Source organism: Curtobacterium sp. MCPF17_050 (assembly GCF_003224435.2).
Lineage (GTDB): Bacteria > Actinomycetota > Actinomycetes > Actinomycetales > Microbacteriaceae > Curtobacterium.
In genome coordinates this window covers 2795545-2811293 of sequence record NZ_CP126250.1, presented here as the reverse complement: position 1 = coordinate 2811293, position 15749 = coordinate 2795545, and the positions used below count along the sequence as shown (strand labels likewise).

Below are 15749 nucleotides of genomic sequence, written 5' to 3'. Positions count from 1 at the left end.
AGAAGCATGAACCGCGTGCGTCGTCTCGTCGCCACCGTCGTCACCGCCGTCGTCATCGCAGCAGGTGTCGCCGTCGCAGGCCCGACCGCCGCGGCCTCCGCCGCCGTCACCCCGACCGGAGTGGACATCTCGTGGCCGCAGTGCGGGAAGACGGTCCCGACCGGACAGGCCTTCGGCATCGTCGGGGTGAACGGATCGCTCGGCAACACGACGAACCCGTGCCTGGCCGAGCAGCTGGCCTGGGCCGCGGGCTCCGTCGGCGGATCGACCCAGCCGAAGACCCAGCTCTACGTCCTGTTCGCCAACCCCGGCCTGCAGGCGTCGGTCTGGCCGAAGTCGAACACCTACAAGGGCACCGCGCCGACGAACCGGTTCGGTCGGTGCTCGACCAAGGGCGGTGCGAAGCAGCTTACCCTCGCGTGCTCGTTCATGTACGGGTACGCGCGCGGCTACGACGACGTGACGATCCGCGGCATCGGCCGCCCCGCCGCGTACCGCTGGTGGCTCGACGTCGAGGAAGGGCTCTCGTACCAGAAGGACACGGCGCAGAACCGTGCCGCGATGGAAGGCATGATCGCCGGACTCAAGGCGGGTGGGGTCCGGATGATCGGCATCTACTCGACGCCGTCGCAGTGGAAGACCATCGCCGGGTCGGTCAGCTCGTCGAGCACCCTGTACGGCCGGTCGAACTGGATCGCCCTCGGCAAGAGCACGACCACGAAGGCACGTCGGGCCTGCTCGGGGACCCCGCTGTCCGGCGGCACGATCGTGATGACCCAGATCGAGGCCGCGTACGGCTCCACCACGATCGACCGCGACGTCTCCTGCCACTGATCGGTCCTTGCGGGGCTCCGGGTCGGCTGTCACGATGAGGCGACGGACGAAGGAGCCCATCATGACCTCGCGACTGAACCCCTACCTCGGCTTCCGGGACGACGCCCGACAGGCGCTCGAGTTCTACCAGTCGGTGTTCGGCGGTGAGCTGCGGATCGGTACCTTCGCCGAGATGGGCGCCGACGGGGACCCGGCCGACGCGGACAAGGTCATGCACGGGCAGCTCGAGACGACGCGGGGGTACGTGCTCATGGCGTCGGACACCCCGGCGTCGATGGGGCGGTCGGAGACGAACAACATCTCGCTGTCCGTCTCCGGTGACGCTGACGACGCCGAGGACCTGCGCGGGTACTTCGCGGCCCTGTCTGTCGGCGGGAGGGTGCTCGAACCACTCACGCAGGCGCCGTGGGGCGACGAGTTCGGCATGGTCACCGACCGGTTCGGGATCACCTGGCTCGTGAACGTCAGCGCTCCCGCTGCCTGACCCCGCTGCCTGACCCCGCTGCCTGACCCCGCGCTGCTCCCGGCGGTGCGGTCGGCCGATCCCGGGACGACGTCGCATAGCCTGGTCCGGTCATGACTGCTCCGATCACGCGCCGCACCCTCCTGTCCCTCGCCGGCATCACCGGCGTCGGCCTCGTCGCCGCGGCCTGCTCCGCGGACGGGCCGGGGGGCCGGTCCTCGTCGACGCCGGGGTCGTCCGGCGCGGCACCGACCGGCGGGACGTCGTCGGGCTCGTCGTCGACCGGAGCCGCGAGTGCGCGCCCCTCGGCCACGACGGTCGAGCCGGCGGAGCTGCCCCTCGCCGGCGGCGTCACCGTGACCGTCACCGGGTCGGGGCTCGCCGTCGTCAAGGGCGTCACCGTCGGCGGGGTCGCCGCACGGGACGTCGTCGCCCGAGCGGGCAAGGTCACGTTCACGGCGCCGCACCAGGCCATGTACACCGCCGGGCCGGCCGACGTCGCGCTGTTCACCGAGCCCGTGGAACCGGTCCCGTCGGCGAACCGGACCTCGGACGGCAACGGCAGCCAGGCGAACGACGGCCAGGTCGGTGCCACCCAGGACGGTGCCGCCAGCACGCCGACCCCCACGGCCGCGCCCACTCCGGACGCGAGCACCGCGATCGCCACCACGACCGTCGCCTACGCGGCCCAGACCGCGGTCGATCGCCAGCTCGAGTACGCCATGCGGCACTGGGCCGACTACAACACCGCCGAGTACGGGACGATGAACCCCATCGGCGGCGACTGCGCGAACTACGTCAACCAGACGCTCGAGGCCCGCGGCTGGGAGCAGCGCGCCGACTGGTACAACCGGGCCGGCGGTGCAGATCACTCCTCGACGTGGACCTACTGCCCGGCCATGGACCCGTGGCTCGACCAGAACGCGGCCACGTTCGGGCTCACCCGCCGGACCTCGGACGAACGCCAGCACGTCGCGGTCGGCGACATCGTCATGTTCGACTGGAACGGCAACGGCTCGCCGGACCACACGACCATCGTGTCCGAGGTGTTCACCGAGGCCGACGGCACGATCCGCATCAAGTCGGCGAGCCACAACCAGGACGGGCCGTACCGTGACCTCGACGAGATGATCACGGTGCAGCACCCGGGCGGCACCGCCTGGTTCCACACCATCGCGGCGTAGGGACCGGAACCTCCGCACGGCACGGAGGGTGCGGCGCGTCGGTACCATCACGGGTGTCCTCGTACCGCGACGAGAGGGGATCCCGTGCCCGCACCTGCACTCCGCGAGACCGACCGCGGTCCGGCCTTCCCCGCCCGCGTCCGGTCCGACGTCGTGGCCGCCGTGGTCAGCGCGGGGCTCGCCGTGCTCCTGCCGGTCCTGTTGCTCGTCGTCGGTTCGCTGCTCGGCGGGGCCGGCGGCAATCCGCTCGGCTCGACGGTCGGACTGCTCCGACAGGCCCTGGGCGACGGGGTCGTGCTGGTGGTCCTCGTCGTGGTGGTGTCCGCGCTCGGCGGGTGGCGGTCCGTCCTGACCGAGCCCGCTCGCGCGCGGTCGTGGTGGGGTGTCGGCGTGCTCGTCGTGTTCACCGCGGTGACGCTCGTCGCGTTCACGACACCCCTGCGGGCCGATGCCGGTGGGTACCTCGGCGCGCTCCTCGTCGGCGTGCTCGCCGTGGCCCTCGTCGAGGAGCTCGTGTTCCGCGGGGTCCTCGTCGCGGGGTTCCGCCGGGTCGCGTCCGAGTGGGTGGTGTGGCTCGTCGCCACCGCGACCTTCGCCCTGGCACACGCCTTCAACGCGGACGGCAGCGCGTTCCAGGTCCTCACGACGTTCCTGCTCGGTTCCGCCTGTCACCTCGCCCGTCGGGTCACCGGGTCGCTCCTCGGGGCCGTGTTGCTCCACGTGCTGTACGACGCGTTCCTCGGCTTCCGGAGCCAGACGGTCGACGGGATGCCGTTCCTGCTCAACGCCGGGGCCACCCTGGCGGTGGCCGTGGCAGCCGTCATCGGCTTCGTGGTCGCACTCCGCACCCCGGGTCCGCGCCGCGGGTCCGGCACCGGCGCCTGAGGCACGAGGCCCGCATCCGGGGTGGGGCGTCGGTGCCCGGGTTCAGGGGAACCCGAGGAACCAGAGCAGGACGACCGCGACCGCCTGCAGGCACACGCCGACGACGAGCCACCCGGTCGCCCGTCGTCGGGTCGCGGTGAACGTGTCGGCGGCGAGCAGCGGCGCGACCGGCATGAGCAGGCGGGGCAGGCTCTGCTGCGGCAGGAACACCGCCACCAGGTACGCCACGTAGGCGACCGTGAAGCCGAGGACGTCGGGCCCGAGCGCGCGGACGCCCCGTCGGCAGGACAACCACGCGGCCCCGGCGAGCACGAGCACCACGAGCACGATGCCCGCGGGCCCGAGCCACGTCCCCGCCATGAGGAACCACGGCGTCAGCGGTGCGAAGTGCTGCCGGCCGACGAACCCGACCCACCACGACAACTCCGTCTCGAGGTACGCGTCCGGACGACCGGTCACCGCGCTCGCGACCACCGGCCACGCGAGCCCCGCCGCCGCGACGACGAGCCCTGCGGCGACGACCGCCCCACGATCCCGCCACCGGAACGGCTCCCCGCCGGGTCGACCGCCTCCCGCACGCCGGGCGGCGACCTCCCGCACGACGAGGTGCACGGCGAGGGCGACCGCGAGCGCCAGGACCCCCGGGCGGGCGGCCGCCGCGAGCACACCGAGGACGGCGACCAGCCAGTACCGCCGGCGCACGAGCGCGAGCAGTGCGCCGAAGAGCAGGACCAGGAACATGCTCTCGGCGTACGCGACCTGCAGCAGGAAGCCCGTCGCGCCGAACGCGAAGAACGCGGTCGCCCATCGCGCACGTCGGGCGTCCGCGACCGCGAGGACGAGGCGGAACAGGACCACGCACGCCCCGGCACCGCACAGGGTGGCGACGACGAGCCCCGCCACCCAGAACGACGACCCCGTCAGCGCCATGAGGACCCGGACGACGCCGGGGAACAGCGGCAGGAACGCCCACGGGTTCGGGAGGACGTGCCCGTCGCCGTCGGTGGGCAGGTCGCGCGGGTACCCGTGCTCGGCGATGGTCCGGTAGAAGGACGCGTCCCACGAGCCCGAGAAGGTGGCGAACGACGGGTCACGCCGGTACGAGGCGAAGTGCCACCCGTTCGCCGTCGCGAGCCAGTAGACCGAACCGAGGAGCACCGTGCTGACGATGCGCGAGGCCAGCCACAGGAGGAGGGGAGTCGTCCACCCGCTGTGGCGGGCCTCCAGGACGGCCGTCACCGTCCGCCCCGCGCGGGCCCGCCGGGAGGCTCGGGTCGTCGCCGCCGGGTCCGTCACCTGCCCGATCCTGGCAGAAGGTCCGCTGTCCGTTCGCCGCACCGGCCAGGTCGCGTCCAGAGGCCGGGCGTTGCATCGCGGTCGTTCCCTGGAAACCACCACCACGGAGGCAGCATGCCGTTCATCACCGTCGGAGCCGAGAACGGGCACGACATCGACCTGCACTACGACGACTTCGGCACGGGCGACCCCGTCGTCCTCATCCACGGCTGGCCGCTGTCGGGCCGCTCGTGGGAGGGCCAGGTCCCGGCCCTCGTCGCCGCGGGGCACCGCGTCATCGCCTACGACCGCCGCGGGTTCGGTCAGTCCTCGCAGCCGTGGAACGGGTACGACTACGACACGTTCGCCGCGGACCTCGACAAGCTCATCACGGAGCTCGGGCTGACGGACGTCACGCTCATCGGGTTCTCGATGGGCGGCGGCGAGCTCGCCCGCTACGTGTCGACCTACGGCACCGGCGAGGTCGCGAAGCTCGTCTTCGCCAGCGCCGTCCCGCCGTACCTGTGGAAGTCCGACGACAACCCCGAGGGCGGCGTCGACCAGGACCTCGCCGACTGGTTCGCGACGGGCATCACGGGCGACCGCCCGGCGTTCCTGCACGAGTTCGTGGACATGTTCTACACCGCCGGCGGCAAGGTCTCGCTGACCCACAAGCCGCTCGTGAGCGAGGACCAGCGCGCCTACGACCTCGCGATCGCCGAGCTCGCCTCGCCGAAGGGCACGCTCGACTGCACGGCGGCGTTCGCGACGACCGACTTCCGCGACGACCTGACGAAGGTCGACGTCCCGACGCTCGTCATCCACGGCGACGCCGACGGCATCGTGCCGTTCGAGGTGTCCGGCAAGCGGACCGCCGAGGCGATCCCGGACGCGCAGCTGCACGTCATCGAGGGCGGCCCGCACGGCGTGCTCGCGTCACACCGCGACGAGTGGAACGAGGCGGTGCTCCGCTTCCTCGCGGGGTAGTCGCGTCCGTCGGCGCCTCGGTGCCGGCAGACGGACGGGAGGCCCGTGACCGACTGGTCACGGGCCTCCCGTCCGTTGCGCCACCCGTCGGTTCCGCCACCCGTTCGGCGGACCGCCGCGGTCAGCGGCCGAGCACGGCCCGGCGGATCCGCTCGATCGGCTCCTTCGGGCTCCGGTCCGCGTTGAGCAGACCGTTCGTCTCCTGCATCGTGTCGGTGAGCTGGGTCCAGCAGCTGCCGGCGAGGAACGAGCTCGCCCGCACCGCGTCGTAGAGGGCGGTGATCCTGGCGATCCAGTCGTCGCCGTCCGCCGCGGTCGTGTACCCCCAGGCGTCGTCGCGCTGCACGCCCGGCTGGTGGTTCACGCCGCCGAACTCGGTCAGCATCACCGGCTGGCCGCGGTCCACCGCCCCACCGACCAGGATCGGACGGTCCGCCGGACCGATGCCGGCGAGCAGCCGGGCCCGCGCGGTGTCGTCGGCGTACGTGCGGGCGAGCCGCTCTCCGTCACCCTCGTAGTCGTGCACCGACAGGATGTCCGAGTCGGGGTGCTCCCACCCGTCGTTCGAGATCACCGGCCGGGTCGGGTCGAGCGCCCGCGTGACGTCAGCGAGGGCACGCGCGTACGCCTGCTGCGCGGGGTCCGTGGCGATGTGCTGCACGCCCCAGCTCTCGTTCGCCGGCACCCAGGTGACGACCGAGGGGTGCGAGGCGTCCCGCTCCACCGCGTCCATCCACTCGCGCATCAGGCGTTGCACGGCCGTGGGGGAGAAGGCGTACGCACCGGGTGCCTCACCCCAGACCATGAGGCCGAGCCGGTCGGCCCAGTACAGGAACCGTGGGTCCTCGATCTTCTGGTGGTTCCGCGCCGCGTTGAAGCCGAGCTCCTTGATGAGCTCGACCTCGCGGCGGAGGGCCTGGCGGGTCGGTGCGGTCAGGTGCGACTCCGGCCAGTAGCCCTGGTTCAGCACGCTGCGCACGTCGATGCTGCGGTCGTTGAGCAGGAACCGGCCGCTGCCGACCGCGGTGGTGCGGATGCCGAAGTACGAGCTCACGGCGTCGAGCGGCGCGCCGTCGGCGGACACCAGGGACACCACCGCGTCGACGAGGTGCGGTGCGTCCGGGCTCCACTGCAGCTCCTGCTCGGCCTGCCCGTTCGCCTGCCGGGCGATCGGCACGACGAGGTCGACCTCGTGCGCGCTCGGCTGGACGGCGACCTCCACCGTGGCGAGGTGCTCGTCGTGCTCCGCCCAGTGCGCCTCGACCCGGAGCCGCGTGCCGACCGGGTGCGGGCCCGCCAGCCGGACGGCGAGCCGCATCGTCTCGTGGTCGACGTTCGTCCACCGGACGGACCGGACGGCCGTGGTCGGGACCGCCTCGAGCCAGACGGTCTGCCAGATCCCCGTGGTCCGGCGGTACCAGATGTCGTGCGGCTGCTCGTGCCAGTCCTGCTTGCCGCGGGGCTGGGTGAGGTCGTGCGGGTCGTCCTCGGCGCGGACGACGAGCGTGTGGTCGCCGTCGGTGCCGGTGTCGGTGCCGGTCAGGGCGTCGGTGACGTCGAGGGTGAACGGGGTGTGGCCGCCCTCGTGGTCGCCGACGAACCGGCCGTCGACCCAGACGCGTGCGCGGTGGTCCACGGCACCGAAGTGCAGGAGGAGGCGCGGGGCGTCGGCGCCGTGGCCGGCGGCCGCGAGGTCGGCGGCGGTGATCGTCCGCGCGTACCAGACCACGGGGTGGAACCCGGGCTCGTCGATGCCGGACGCCGCGGACTCCGGCGGGAACGGGACGACGATGTCCCGGGCGTCGGGGAACCCGTCCCGCCACGAGGGGTCGTCCCCGGTGTTCCGGAACGACCAGGTGCCGTCGAGGTCCGCCCAGTGGGACCGCATCATCTGCGGCCGCGGGTACTCGCCGTCCTGGCGGGTCGCGACGGGGAGTGCGGGTGCGGCGTCGTTGCCGGGGTACGCGTTCATGGCTCCATGCTGGTCGTGCGGTACATCGATGTAAAGGTGGTGTCGGCAGACCGGACAGCGCCCGGGAGTGGCGGGCGGACGGCACGGAGTGGCCGAACCCCCGGACCGGTGCAGCCGCGACGGGTACCGTCCCCGACATGACCGACGCCGTGCACGCCGACCCCCTCGAGACAGCCGTCGCCGGCTGGATGGCCGACCAACGCTGGTACGCGGCGAAGGGCGGGACCCCGCGGGTCCGCGTCCTCGCCGAGGACAGCGACGACACCGCCGACGCCCGCATCCGCACCCTCTACGTGCTCGACGACGCCCCGACCGGACCGGTCCTGTACCAGGTGCCGCTCACGATCCGGCAGACGCCCGTCCCCGAACTCGCGCACGCCCTCGTGGCCGAGGTCGACGGCGCACACGTCTACGACGGCCCGCACGACGTCGCCTACGCACGCTGGTTGCTCGGACGCATCGAGGCCGACGGCGACCACATCGGCCCCGTCACCGACGCCCGTGTCCTCAGCGGCGAGCAGTCGAACACCTCGGTGATCTGCGGGACCGAGGAGAGCGGCCAGGTCATCACGAAGGTCTTCCGTGTGCTGCACGACGGCGCCAACCCCGACGTGACCACGCAGCGGGCGCTCTCGGCGGCCGGGTCCGAGCGTGTGCCCCGGACCTTCGGCGCGCTCGCCGGGGAGTGGCCGGACGACGGGCAGCCGGGCGGCACCGCACACGGCCACCTGGCCTTCGCGCAGGAGTTCCTGCCCGGCCTCGAGGACGCCTGGCGCGTGGCCCTGACCGCGGCCCGTGGCGGCGAGTCCTTCGCGAGCGCCGCGGACCGCCTCGGTGCGGCCCTCGCCGAGGTGCACACCGTCCTCGCCGACGCCATGCCGACCGCGACCGCCGGCCCGGAGCAGGTGGACGAGGCCGTCGCGACCATGCGCCGCCGACTCGAGACCGCCGCGGCCGAGGTGCCGCAGGTCGCCGACCACGCCGCCGCCGTCGCCCGCGTGTACGACCGTGCGGCGTCCGTGCCGTGGCCGACCATGCAGCGCATCCACGGTGACCTGCACCTCGGGCAGGTCCTGTCGGCCCCGGAGCCCCGCGGCTGGGTGTTCCTCGACTTCGAGGGCGAGCCGCTCCGCCCGATGCCCGAACGCTCGCGTCCGGACGTCGCGCTCCGGGACGTCGCCGGCATGCTGCGCTCGTTCGACTACGTCGCGGGTGCGCTCGCACACGACGACGATCCCGTGGACACCGGCGACTGGGCGCAGGAGGCGCGGAACGCCTTCCTCGACGGCTACGCGCGGGGCAGCGGTGCCGACCTGCGCGCGCACCGGGCACTGCTCGACGCGTTCGAGCTCGACAAGGCCGTGTACGAGGTCGTGTACGAGGCGCGCAACCGTCCGACGTGGGTCGGGATCCCGGTCGCGGCCGTGGACCGACTGGTCGAACGCTCGGCGGGCTGACCGCACACCGGACGGGAGGCCCGTGGCGACACAGCCACGGGCCTCCCGTCCGTCCACGTCCGGTCCGTGCCCGGGTCCGACCGGGGAGGTCCGGGGCTAGTTGACGGGACCGGTGTACTTCTCGCCCGGCCCCTTGCCCGGCGCGTCCGGGATGGCCGAGGCCTCGCGGAACGCGAGCTGCACGGAGCGCAGCCCGTCGCGCAGCGGACGGGCGTGCTGGTCGCCGATCTCGGTGGCCGCAGCGGTGACCAGGCCGGCGAGCGAGGTGATGAGCTTGCGGGCCTCGTCCAGGTCGGTCTGTCGCTCGGGGTCGTCCGCCAGGCCGACCTTGACGGCGGCGGCACTGAGCAGGTGGACGGCCACGGTGTTGACGAGCTCGATCGCGGGGACCTCGGAGATGTCCCTGGCGGCATCGCCCGCGCCGTCGAGCCCGTCCTCGTCGGATCCGGGGGCCTGGTTGCTCGGGGTGTCGGTCACGGTGCTCCTCTGCTAGACTCGCCGACGGCAGACGCTGTCCGCGCGCCCGGATCCTTCCGGGAGTCAGGACGGTGTCACGAAAGAGGAGTTCCTCCCACCCGTGGCTGCACCAAGGCTACCGGGTCACCACCGCTCCGCCGGTGCTCACGACGTGGGCCCCGGTCGGCCGGACCGCAAGGGTCGGCGTCGGGCGGCTGCCGAACGGATCTGCGATCCGTGCGTCAGATCTCCTCTCTCGTGCCGTCGTCCCGGGCACACGCCCCGGACGGCCACCACCTGATTGAAGGAGCTCCGCATCACCGATCCCCGTACCAACGACCGAATCCGCGTCCCCGAGGTCCGACTCGTCGGTCCCCAGGGCGAGCAGGTCGGCGTTGTCCCCATCGCCGTCGCACTGCGCCTCGCGCAGGAAGCCGAGCTGGATCTGGTCGAGGTCGCGCCGAACTCGAAGCCGCCCGTCGCCAAGATCATGGACTACGGCAAGTTCAAGTACGAAGCCGCTCAGAAGGCCAAGGAAGCCCGCCGCAACCAGGTCAACACCGACCTGAAAGAGGTCCGCTTCCGCCTGAAGATCGACGTGCACGACTACGAGACGAAGCGCAAGCGTGCCGAGGGGTTCCTCCTCGGTGGCGACAAGGTGAAGGCGATGATCCTCTTCCGCGGTCGCGAGCAGTCGCGTCCCGAGCAGGGTGTCCGACTCCTCCAGAAGTTCGCGGAGGAGATCGCCGAGTTCGGCGTCGTCGAGTCGCGTCCGACCCAGGACGGCCGCAACATGACGATGATCATCGCGCCGCTGAAGAACAAGTCGGACGTCAAGGGCGAGCTCAACGCCAAGCGTGCCGCCGAGAAGGCGGAGCGCAAGGCCTCCGAGCACTCCGCGAAGACCAAGCCGGCGGACGAGACCACGTCCGGGACCGCCGCAGCAGCTCCGGCCGACTCCTCGGCCGAATAGGTCCTCCCAGACCGATCCCGCGCTCGCGCGGCCCCCATCCACCCCACGGAAAGGCACACGATGCCCAAGCAGAAGACCCACTCCGGGTCGAAGAAGCGCTTCAAGGTCACCGGCAGCGGCAAGATCATGAAGCAGCAGGCCGGTATGCGCCACAACCTCGAGGTCAAGTCCGCCAAGCGCAAGGCCCGCCTCAACGAGGACCAGGTCCTCGCCAAGGCCGACGTCAAGGCCGTCAAGAAGCTCCTCGGCCACTGAGCCGTCCCGGAACGTAAAGGAACAGATCAATGGCAAGAGTGAAGAGAGCGGTCAACGCCGCCAAGAAGCGCCGCGTCATCCTCGAGCGCGCCGAGGGCTACCGCGGCCAGCGTTCGCGCCTGTACCGCAAGGCGAAGGAGCAGGTCACCCACTCCCTCGTCTACGCGTACCGGGACCGTCACGCGAAGAAGGGCGAGTTCCGTCGCCTGTGGATCCAGCGCATCAACGCCGCGTCGCGTGCGAACGGCCTGACCTACAACCGCCTCATCCAGGGTCTCAACCTGGCCGGCGTCGAGGTCGACCGTCGCATCCTCGCGGACCTCGCGGTGAACAACGCCGAGACGTTCGCGGCGCTCGTCGAGACCGCCAAGAAGGCCCTGCCGGCCGACACCTCGGCGCCGAAGGCAGCCTGAGCCACGTCACCGTGCACCGGGACCCCCACTCCGTCGGAGTGGGGGTCCCGTCGTTCCCGGGGTCGGGTCGTTCCTAGACTGAGCACGTGAGCGATCTCCTCGAGAACCCCCGTGCCGGCCGTGTCAAGGCCGTGGCCGCCCTGGCCAAGAAGGACGTCCGCGCCGAGACCGGGCTGTTCCTGCTCGAAGGGCCGCAGGCGGTGCGCGAGGCGATCGAGTACCGCCCCGAGCTCCTCCGTGAGCTGTACGTCACCCCGACCGCTGCGGCGCGCCACGGGCTGGACGACGCTCCCGTGGACACGTGGTTCGTCACCGAGCAGGTGCTCGACGCGATGGCGGACACCGTCACGCCGCAGGGCGTCGTCGCCGTGTGCCAGCAGTTCCCGACGTCCGTGAAGGACGTCTTCCCCGACGCCCGCGCGGAGGCCCGCGTCGACGCCGACGCGTCGGACGCCCTGCCCGGACTGGTCGCGATCCTCGAGGAGGTCCGCGACCCGGGGAACGCCGGCACGATCATCCGGGCCGCCGACTCCGCCGGCGCGGACGCCGTGGTGCTGACCGGACGCAGTGTCGACCCGTACAACCCGAAGGTCGTGCGCTCGACCACGGGGTCGCTGTTCCACGTCCCGGTCTCCGTCGGGGTGACCCTGGCCGACGCGGTCGAGCGTGCCCGCGGGCTCGGCTACACGATCCTGGCCGCCGACGTCTCCGGCGACGACCTGCCGGACGTCCGCGCCGACGGCATGCTCGACGGACCGACCGTGTGGGTGTTCGGCAACGAGGCCCGCGGACTGACGGCGGAGGACCTGGCGCTCGTCGACCGCGCGGTCAAGGTGCCGATCTACGGGCGGGCCGAGTCGATGAACCTCGCGACCGCGGCGTCGGTGTGCCTCTACGAGAGCGCGTTCGCACAGCGGACCCGTCCCTCCACAGCCACGGACTGACGGCGACCGTCCGCCTGGTGCAGGACGGCGGTATCCCGACGGCCGGTAGGCTTGGGTCTCGTGTCAGAACCTCTCGAGATCAGCGAATCGGCGGTCGCCGACGCCGTGGACGCGGCCCTCGCCGCCGTCCGCGCCACGACCACCGTCGCGGAGCTGAAGCAGGCCCGTGCCGAGCACACCGGTGAGCAGTCGACGCTCGCCCGGATGAACGCGTCGATGCGCAGTGTCCCGCCGGAGCAGAAGGCCGCGGCGGGCAAGCTCGTCGGACAGGCCCGCGGGCAGGTGGCCCAGGTGGTCGCCGCGCAGGAGTCCGTGCTGGCCGAGGCCGAGGAACGTGCGCGGCTCGAGTCGGAGCGTGTCGACGTGACCGCGCTGCCGTCCCGCCGGACGCCGGGCTCGCGCCACCCGCTCTCGCTCCTCAACGAGACCGTGGCCGACGTCTTCGTCGGCATGGGGTGGGAGGTCGCGGAGGGGCCGGAGCTCGAGCACGAGTGGTTCAACTTCGACGCCCTGAACTTCGACCAGGACCACCCGGCCCGGGCGATGGCCGACACCGTCTTCGTCGAGCCGGTCGACCGGCACCTGCTCATGCGGACGCACACCTCGCCGGTGCAGATCCGCTCCCTGCTCACGCGTGCGCTCCCGCTCTACGTGATCGCGCCGGGTCGTGTGTACCGCGCCGACGAGCTCGACGCCACGCACCTGCCCGTCTTCACCCAGGTCGAGGGCATCGCGATCGACAAGGGCCTCACGATGGCGCACCTGCGCGGCACGCTCGAGCACTTCGCGCGTCAGGTCTTCGGGGCCGAAGCGCAGATCCGGCTCCGCCCCAACTACTTCCCGTTCACCGAGCCGAGCGCCGAGATGGACGTCTGGCAGCCGAACGCCAAGGGCGGCGCGCGGTGGGTCGAGTGGGGTGGCTGCGGCATGGTCAACCCCAACGTCCTGCGCGCCGCGGGCATCGACCCGGACGAGTACCAGGGCTTCGCCTTCGGTATGGGCATCGAGCGGACGCTCCAGTTCCGCAACGGCCTGAACGACATGCGTGACTTCCTCGAGGGCGACATCCGCTTCTCGCAGCAGTTCGGAACGGTGGTCTGATGCGCGTCCCACTCCGCTGGCTCGGCGAGTCCGTCGACCTGCCCGACGACGTCTCGCTCGAGCACGTCCACGCCGCCCTGGTGTCGGTCGGGTTCGAGGAGGAGTCCGTGCACACCTTCGACCTGACCGGGCCCGTCGTGGTCGGTCGGGTGCTCGAGCGCGTGCCCGAGCCGCAGAAGAACGGCAAGACCATCAACTGGTGCCAGGTGGACGTCGGCGAGTCCGAGCCCCGCGGCATCGTGTGCGGTGCCCACAACTTCGACGTCGGCGACCTCGTCGTCGTGACCCTGCCCGGCGCCGTGCTCCCCGGTCCGTTCCCGATCGCGGCCCGGAAGACGTACGGCCACGTGTCGGACGGCATGATCGCCTCCGCACGGGAGCTCGGCCTCGGCGACGAGCACGACGGCATCCTGCGCTTCGCCGACCTCGGCATGGAGCCCGAGGTCGGGGCGGACGCGATCGCGCTGCTCGGCCTCGACGACGCCGCGGTCGAGATCAACGTGACGCCGGACCGCGGCTACGCCATGAGCATGCGCGGCGTCGCCCGTGAGTACGCGCACGCCACCGGTGCGACCTTCTCCGACCCGGTCGACCGGGTCCTGCCGCGCACCGGCGACGGCTTCACGGTGACCGTGGACGACGCCGCCCCGATCCGTGGTCGTGTCGGCGCGCACACCTTCGTCACCCGGGTCGTCCGCGGCATCGACGCGACCCGGCCGACCCCGGCGTGGATGGTCGCCCGCCTGACCCTGGCCGGCGTGCGTTCGATCTCGCTGCCCGTCGACATCACGAACTACGTCATGTTCGAACTCGGGCAGCCGTTGCACGGGTACGACCTCGCGACGCTGCAGGGCGGCCTGACCGTCCGTCGGGCCACCCCCGGGGAGCGCCTGACCACCCTCGACGACGTCGAACGCACGCTCGACGCCGAGGACCTCGTCATCGCGGACGACGCCGGCGCCGTCGGTCTCGCGGGCGTCATGGGCGGTGCCCGGACCGAGATCACCGCGGCGACCACCGACGTCCTCATCGAGGCCGCCGGCTTCGACCAGGTGTCGATCGCCCGCTCCGCCCGGCGACACAAGCTGCCCAGCGAGGCCTCGCGCCGGTTCGAGCGCGGCGTCGACCCGCTCGTCGCCGAGGCCGCGGCGAACCGGGCCGTCGAGCTCCTCGTCGACCTCGCCGGCGGTACGCCGGACCTGCTCGGGTCGACCCTGGTCGACGACCGCCCCCGTCCGACCGTCGCGATGCGCGCCGGTCGGGCCGCCGAGCTCATCGGTGTCGCCTACACCGACGCCGAGGTCCTCGACACGCTCCGGGCGATCGGCGCCACGGTGGAGGTCGACGGCGACGTGCTCGCCGTCACGCCGCCGACCTGGCGCCCCGACCTGGTGGACGACGTCTCCCTGGTCGAGGAGATCGCCCGCATCGTCGGCTACGACCGGATCCCGAGCGTGCTGCCCGTCGCGCCTCCCGGCCGTGGTCTCACGCTGCACCAGCAGGCCCGCCGTCGGGTCGCGGCAGCCCTCGCCGCCGCCGGGCTCACCGAGGTCGTGACCGCTCCGTTCGTCTCCGCCGCGACCGCTGCCGCGTACCCGGGCATCGACGCCGCCGGCGGACCGAGCGTCGTGCTCGCGAACGCGCTCGACAGCGCGCAGGACCACCTCCGCCGCAGCGGCGTGCCGGCCCTCGTCGACGTGGCGCGTCGCAACGTGTCGCGCGGACTCGTCGACCTCGCCGTGTACGAGACGTCCCGTGTCTTCCTGCCCGAGCAGGGTGTCGCGCTCGGGACCGCGGAGGTACCGGTCGGCGCGCAGCGTCCGACACCCGAGACCCTCGCCGCGCTCGACGCCGCCCTGCCCGCGCAGCCGTTCCACCTCAGCGCGCTCCTGCTCGGCAACGCGGTCGTGAAGCAGCCGGGCGTCGTCGCGGAACCGTTCGGCATCGCCGACGCCCTCGACGTCGCGCGGACCGTCGCCTGGGCGGTCGGGGTCGAGCTCACCGTGGCGCAGACGACCCACCCCTCGCTGCACCCCGGTCGTGCGGCGTCGCTCCTGGTCGGCGACACCGTCGTCGGCGTCGCCGGCGAGCTGCTCCCGGAGCTGGCGGCGGACGCCGACCTGCCCCGGGTGGTCGCGGTCGTCGAACTCGACCTCGACGCCCTCGTGGCCGCGGCGCCGGACGTCGTCGAGGTCGCGGCGATCGTCTCCTACCCGGCGGCGACGCAGGACCTCTCCCTCGTGGTCGACGTCGCGACCCCGGCCGGCGACGTCCTCGCCGAGGTGCGAGCTGGTGCCGGGGAGCTGTTGGAGTATGCTCGGCTCGTGGACGACTACCGCGGCGCCGGCCTGGACGAGGGACAGAAGTCCCTGACGTTCGCGCTGCGCTTCCGCGCCACGGACCGCACGCTGACCGCTGCCGAGGCCTCCGAGGCCCGTGACGGCGCTGTCCGACGTGCCGGCGAGCGATTCGGGGCGACCCTGCGCGACTGATCCACGACGGATCACCGCCCGGGGTCGCCGCCTCCGACTCCCTCGACGAACAGTCCGA

15 protein-coding genes are annotated in these 15749 nt (G+C 72.4%); 12 read left to right on the top strand and 3 right to left on the bottom strand.

Annotated features, from left to right (window positions below; all coding sequences use genetic code 11):
- Window positions 1-6 precede the first annotated feature (6 nt).
- From DEJ34_RS13365 to DEJ34_RS13350, 4 genes are all read left to right on the top strand, one after another.
- Window positions 7-834, top strand: coding sequence for a glycoside hydrolase family 25 domain-containing protein (locus DEJ34_RS13365; protein WP_110911677.1), 828 nt, complete (start codon window positions 7-9; stop codon window positions 832-834).
- Between the two features lie 61 nt (window positions 835-895).
- A complete protein-coding gene (locus DEJ34_RS13360; protein WP_110824053.1) occupies window positions 896-1318 on the top strand; it encodes a VOC family protein in 423 nt (140 codons plus the stop codon).
- A gap of 92 nt (window positions 1319-1410) precedes the next feature.
- Window positions 1411-2481, top strand: a complete 1071-nt coding sequence (locus DEJ34_RS13355) for an amidase domain-containing protein (RefSeq protein ID WP_110911676.1) — start codon at window positions 1411-1413, stop codon at window positions 2479-2481.
- Between the two features lie 84 nt (window positions 2482-2565).
- Window positions 2566-3366 (top strand): CPBP family intramembrane glutamic endopeptidase, encoded by an 801-nt coding sequence (locus tag DEJ34_RS13350; protein WP_110911675.1) that lies wholly within the window; start codon window positions 2566-2568, stop codon window positions 3364-3366.
- Between the two features lie 42 nt (window positions 3367-3408).
- Here the strand turns inward: DEJ34_RS13350 and DEJ34_RS13345 are convergent, their stop codons facing one another.
- Complete coding sequence (locus tag DEJ34_RS13345) at window positions 3409-4662, bottom strand: putative hexosyltransferase (RefSeq protein ID WP_258368361.1); 1254 nt, start codon at window positions 4660-4662, stop codon at window positions 3409-3411.
- Between the two features lie 114 nt (window positions 4663-4776).
- Here DEJ34_RS13345 and DEJ34_RS13340 point away from each other — a divergent pair, with 114 nt between their 5' ends.
- Window positions 4777-5628, top strand: a complete 852-nt coding sequence (locus tag DEJ34_RS13340; protein ID WP_110911674.1) for an alpha/beta fold hydrolase — start codon at window positions 4777-4779, stop codon at window positions 5626-5628.
- A 121-nt stretch (window positions 5629-5749) separates the two neighbouring features.
- Here the strand turns inward: DEJ34_RS13340 and DEJ34_RS13335 are convergent, their stop codons facing one another.
- Window positions 5750-7600: a glycoside hydrolase family 2 protein gene (locus DEJ34_RS13335; protein WP_110911673.1), complete on the bottom strand. Its 1851-nt coding sequence runs from the start codon at window positions 7598-7600 to the stop codon at window positions 5750-5752.
- A gap of 137 nt (window positions 7601-7737) precedes the next feature.
- Here DEJ34_RS13335 and DEJ34_RS13330 point away from each other — a divergent pair, with 137 nt between their 5' ends.
- The gene (locus DEJ34_RS13330; RefSeq protein WP_110911672.1) at window positions 7738-9057 is read left to right on the top strand and encodes a maltokinase N-terminal cap-like domain-containing protein; all 1320 of its coding nucleotides are present in this window, start codon (window positions 7738-7740) and stop codon (window positions 9055-9057) included.
- A 96-nt stretch (window positions 9058-9153) separates the two neighbouring features.
- Here DEJ34_RS13330 and DEJ34_RS13325 read toward each other — a convergent pair whose 3' ends face one another.
- Window positions 9154-9534: a DUF1844 domain-containing protein gene (locus tag DEJ34_RS13325; protein ID WP_110824047.1), complete on the bottom strand. Its 381-nt coding sequence runs from the start codon at window positions 9532-9534 to the stop codon at window positions 9154-9156.
- A 280-nt stretch (window positions 9535-9814) separates the two neighbouring features.
- Between DEJ34_RS13325 and infC the strand changes: the two genes are divergently transcribed.
- The 6 genes from infC (at window position 9815) to pheT (ending at window position 15691) form a co-directional block, all read left to right on the top strand.
- A complete protein-coding gene (gene infC, locus DEJ34_RS13320) occupies window positions 9815-10486 on the top strand; it encodes a translation initiation factor IF-3 (RefSeq protein ID WP_110824046.1) in 672 nt (223 codons plus the stop codon).
- Window positions 10487-10546: 60 nt separating this feature from the next.
- Window positions 10547-10741 (top strand): 50S ribosomal protein L35, encoded by a 195-nt coding sequence (rpmI, locus tag DEJ34_RS13315; RefSeq protein ID WP_110824045.1) that lies wholly within the window; start codon window positions 10547-10549, stop codon window positions 10739-10741.
- Window positions 10742-10770: 29 nt separating this feature from the next.
- The gene (gene rplT, locus DEJ34_RS13310; RefSeq protein WP_110824044.1) at window positions 10771-11154 is read left to right on the top strand and encodes a 50S ribosomal protein L20; all 384 of its coding nucleotides are present in this window, start codon (window positions 10771-10773) and stop codon (window positions 11152-11154) included.
- An 86-nt stretch (window positions 11155-11240) separates the two neighbouring features.
- Window positions 11241-12098, top strand: coding sequence for a TrmH family RNA methyltransferase (locus tag DEJ34_RS13305; RefSeq protein ID WP_110911671.1), 858 nt, complete (start codon window positions 11241-11243; stop codon window positions 12096-12098).
- A 60-nt stretch (window positions 12099-12158) separates the two neighbouring features.
- Window positions 12159-13199: a phenylalanine--tRNA ligase subunit alpha gene (pheS, locus tag DEJ34_RS13300; protein ID WP_110824424.1), complete on the top strand. Its 1041-nt coding sequence runs from the start codon at window positions 12159-12161 to the stop codon at window positions 13197-13199.
- Window positions 13199-15691 carry a phenylalanine--tRNA ligase subunit beta gene (gene pheT, locus DEJ34_RS13295; RefSeq protein ID WP_110911670.1) on the top strand — a complete coding sequence of 831 codons (2493 nt, stop codon included), beginning with the start codon at window positions 13199-13201 and terminating at the stop codon, window positions 15689-15691. The genes pheS and pheT overlap by 1 nt, the downstream gene beginning before the upstream one ends.
- The last annotated feature ends 58 nt before the right edge of the window (window positions 15692-15749 follow it).

Bases quoted from the DNA above. Each gene is read 5' to 3' on its own strand.
- DEJ34_RS13365 (WP_110911677.1), top strand. From the start codon at position 7: ATGAACCGCGTGCGTCGTCTCGTCGCCACCGTCGTCACCGCCGTCGTC.
- DEJ34_RS13360 (WP_110824053.1), top strand. From the start codon at position 896: ATGACCTCGCGACTGAACCCCTACCTCGGCTTCCGGGACGACGCCCGA.
- DEJ34_RS13355 (WP_110911676.1), top strand. From the start codon at position 1,411: ATGACTGCTCCGATCACGCGCCGCACCCTCCTGTCCCTCGCCGGCATC.
- DEJ34_RS13340 (WP_110911674.1), top strand. From the start codon at position 4,777: ATGCCGTTCATCACCGTCGGAGCCGAGAACGGGCACGACATCGACCTG.
- DEJ34_RS13335 (WP_110911673.1), bottom strand. From the start codon at position 7,600: ATGAACGCGTACCCCGGCAACGACGCCGCACCCGCACTCCCCGTCGCG.
- DEJ34_RS13330 (WP_110911672.1), top strand. From the start codon at position 7,738: ATGACCGACGCCGTGCACGCCGACCCCCTCGAGACAGCCGTCGCCGGC.
- rpmI (WP_110824045.1), top strand. From the start codon at position 10,547: ATGCCCAAGCAGAAGACCCACTCCGGGTCGAAGAAGCGCTTCAAGGTC.
- rplT (WP_110824044.1), top strand. From the start codon at position 10,771: ATGGCAAGAGTGAAGAGAGCGGTCAACGCCGCCAAGAAGCGCCGCGTC.
- pheT (WP_110911670.1), top strand. From the start codon at position 13,199: ATGCGCGTCCCACTCCGCTGGCTCGGCGAGTCCGTCGACCTGCCCGAC.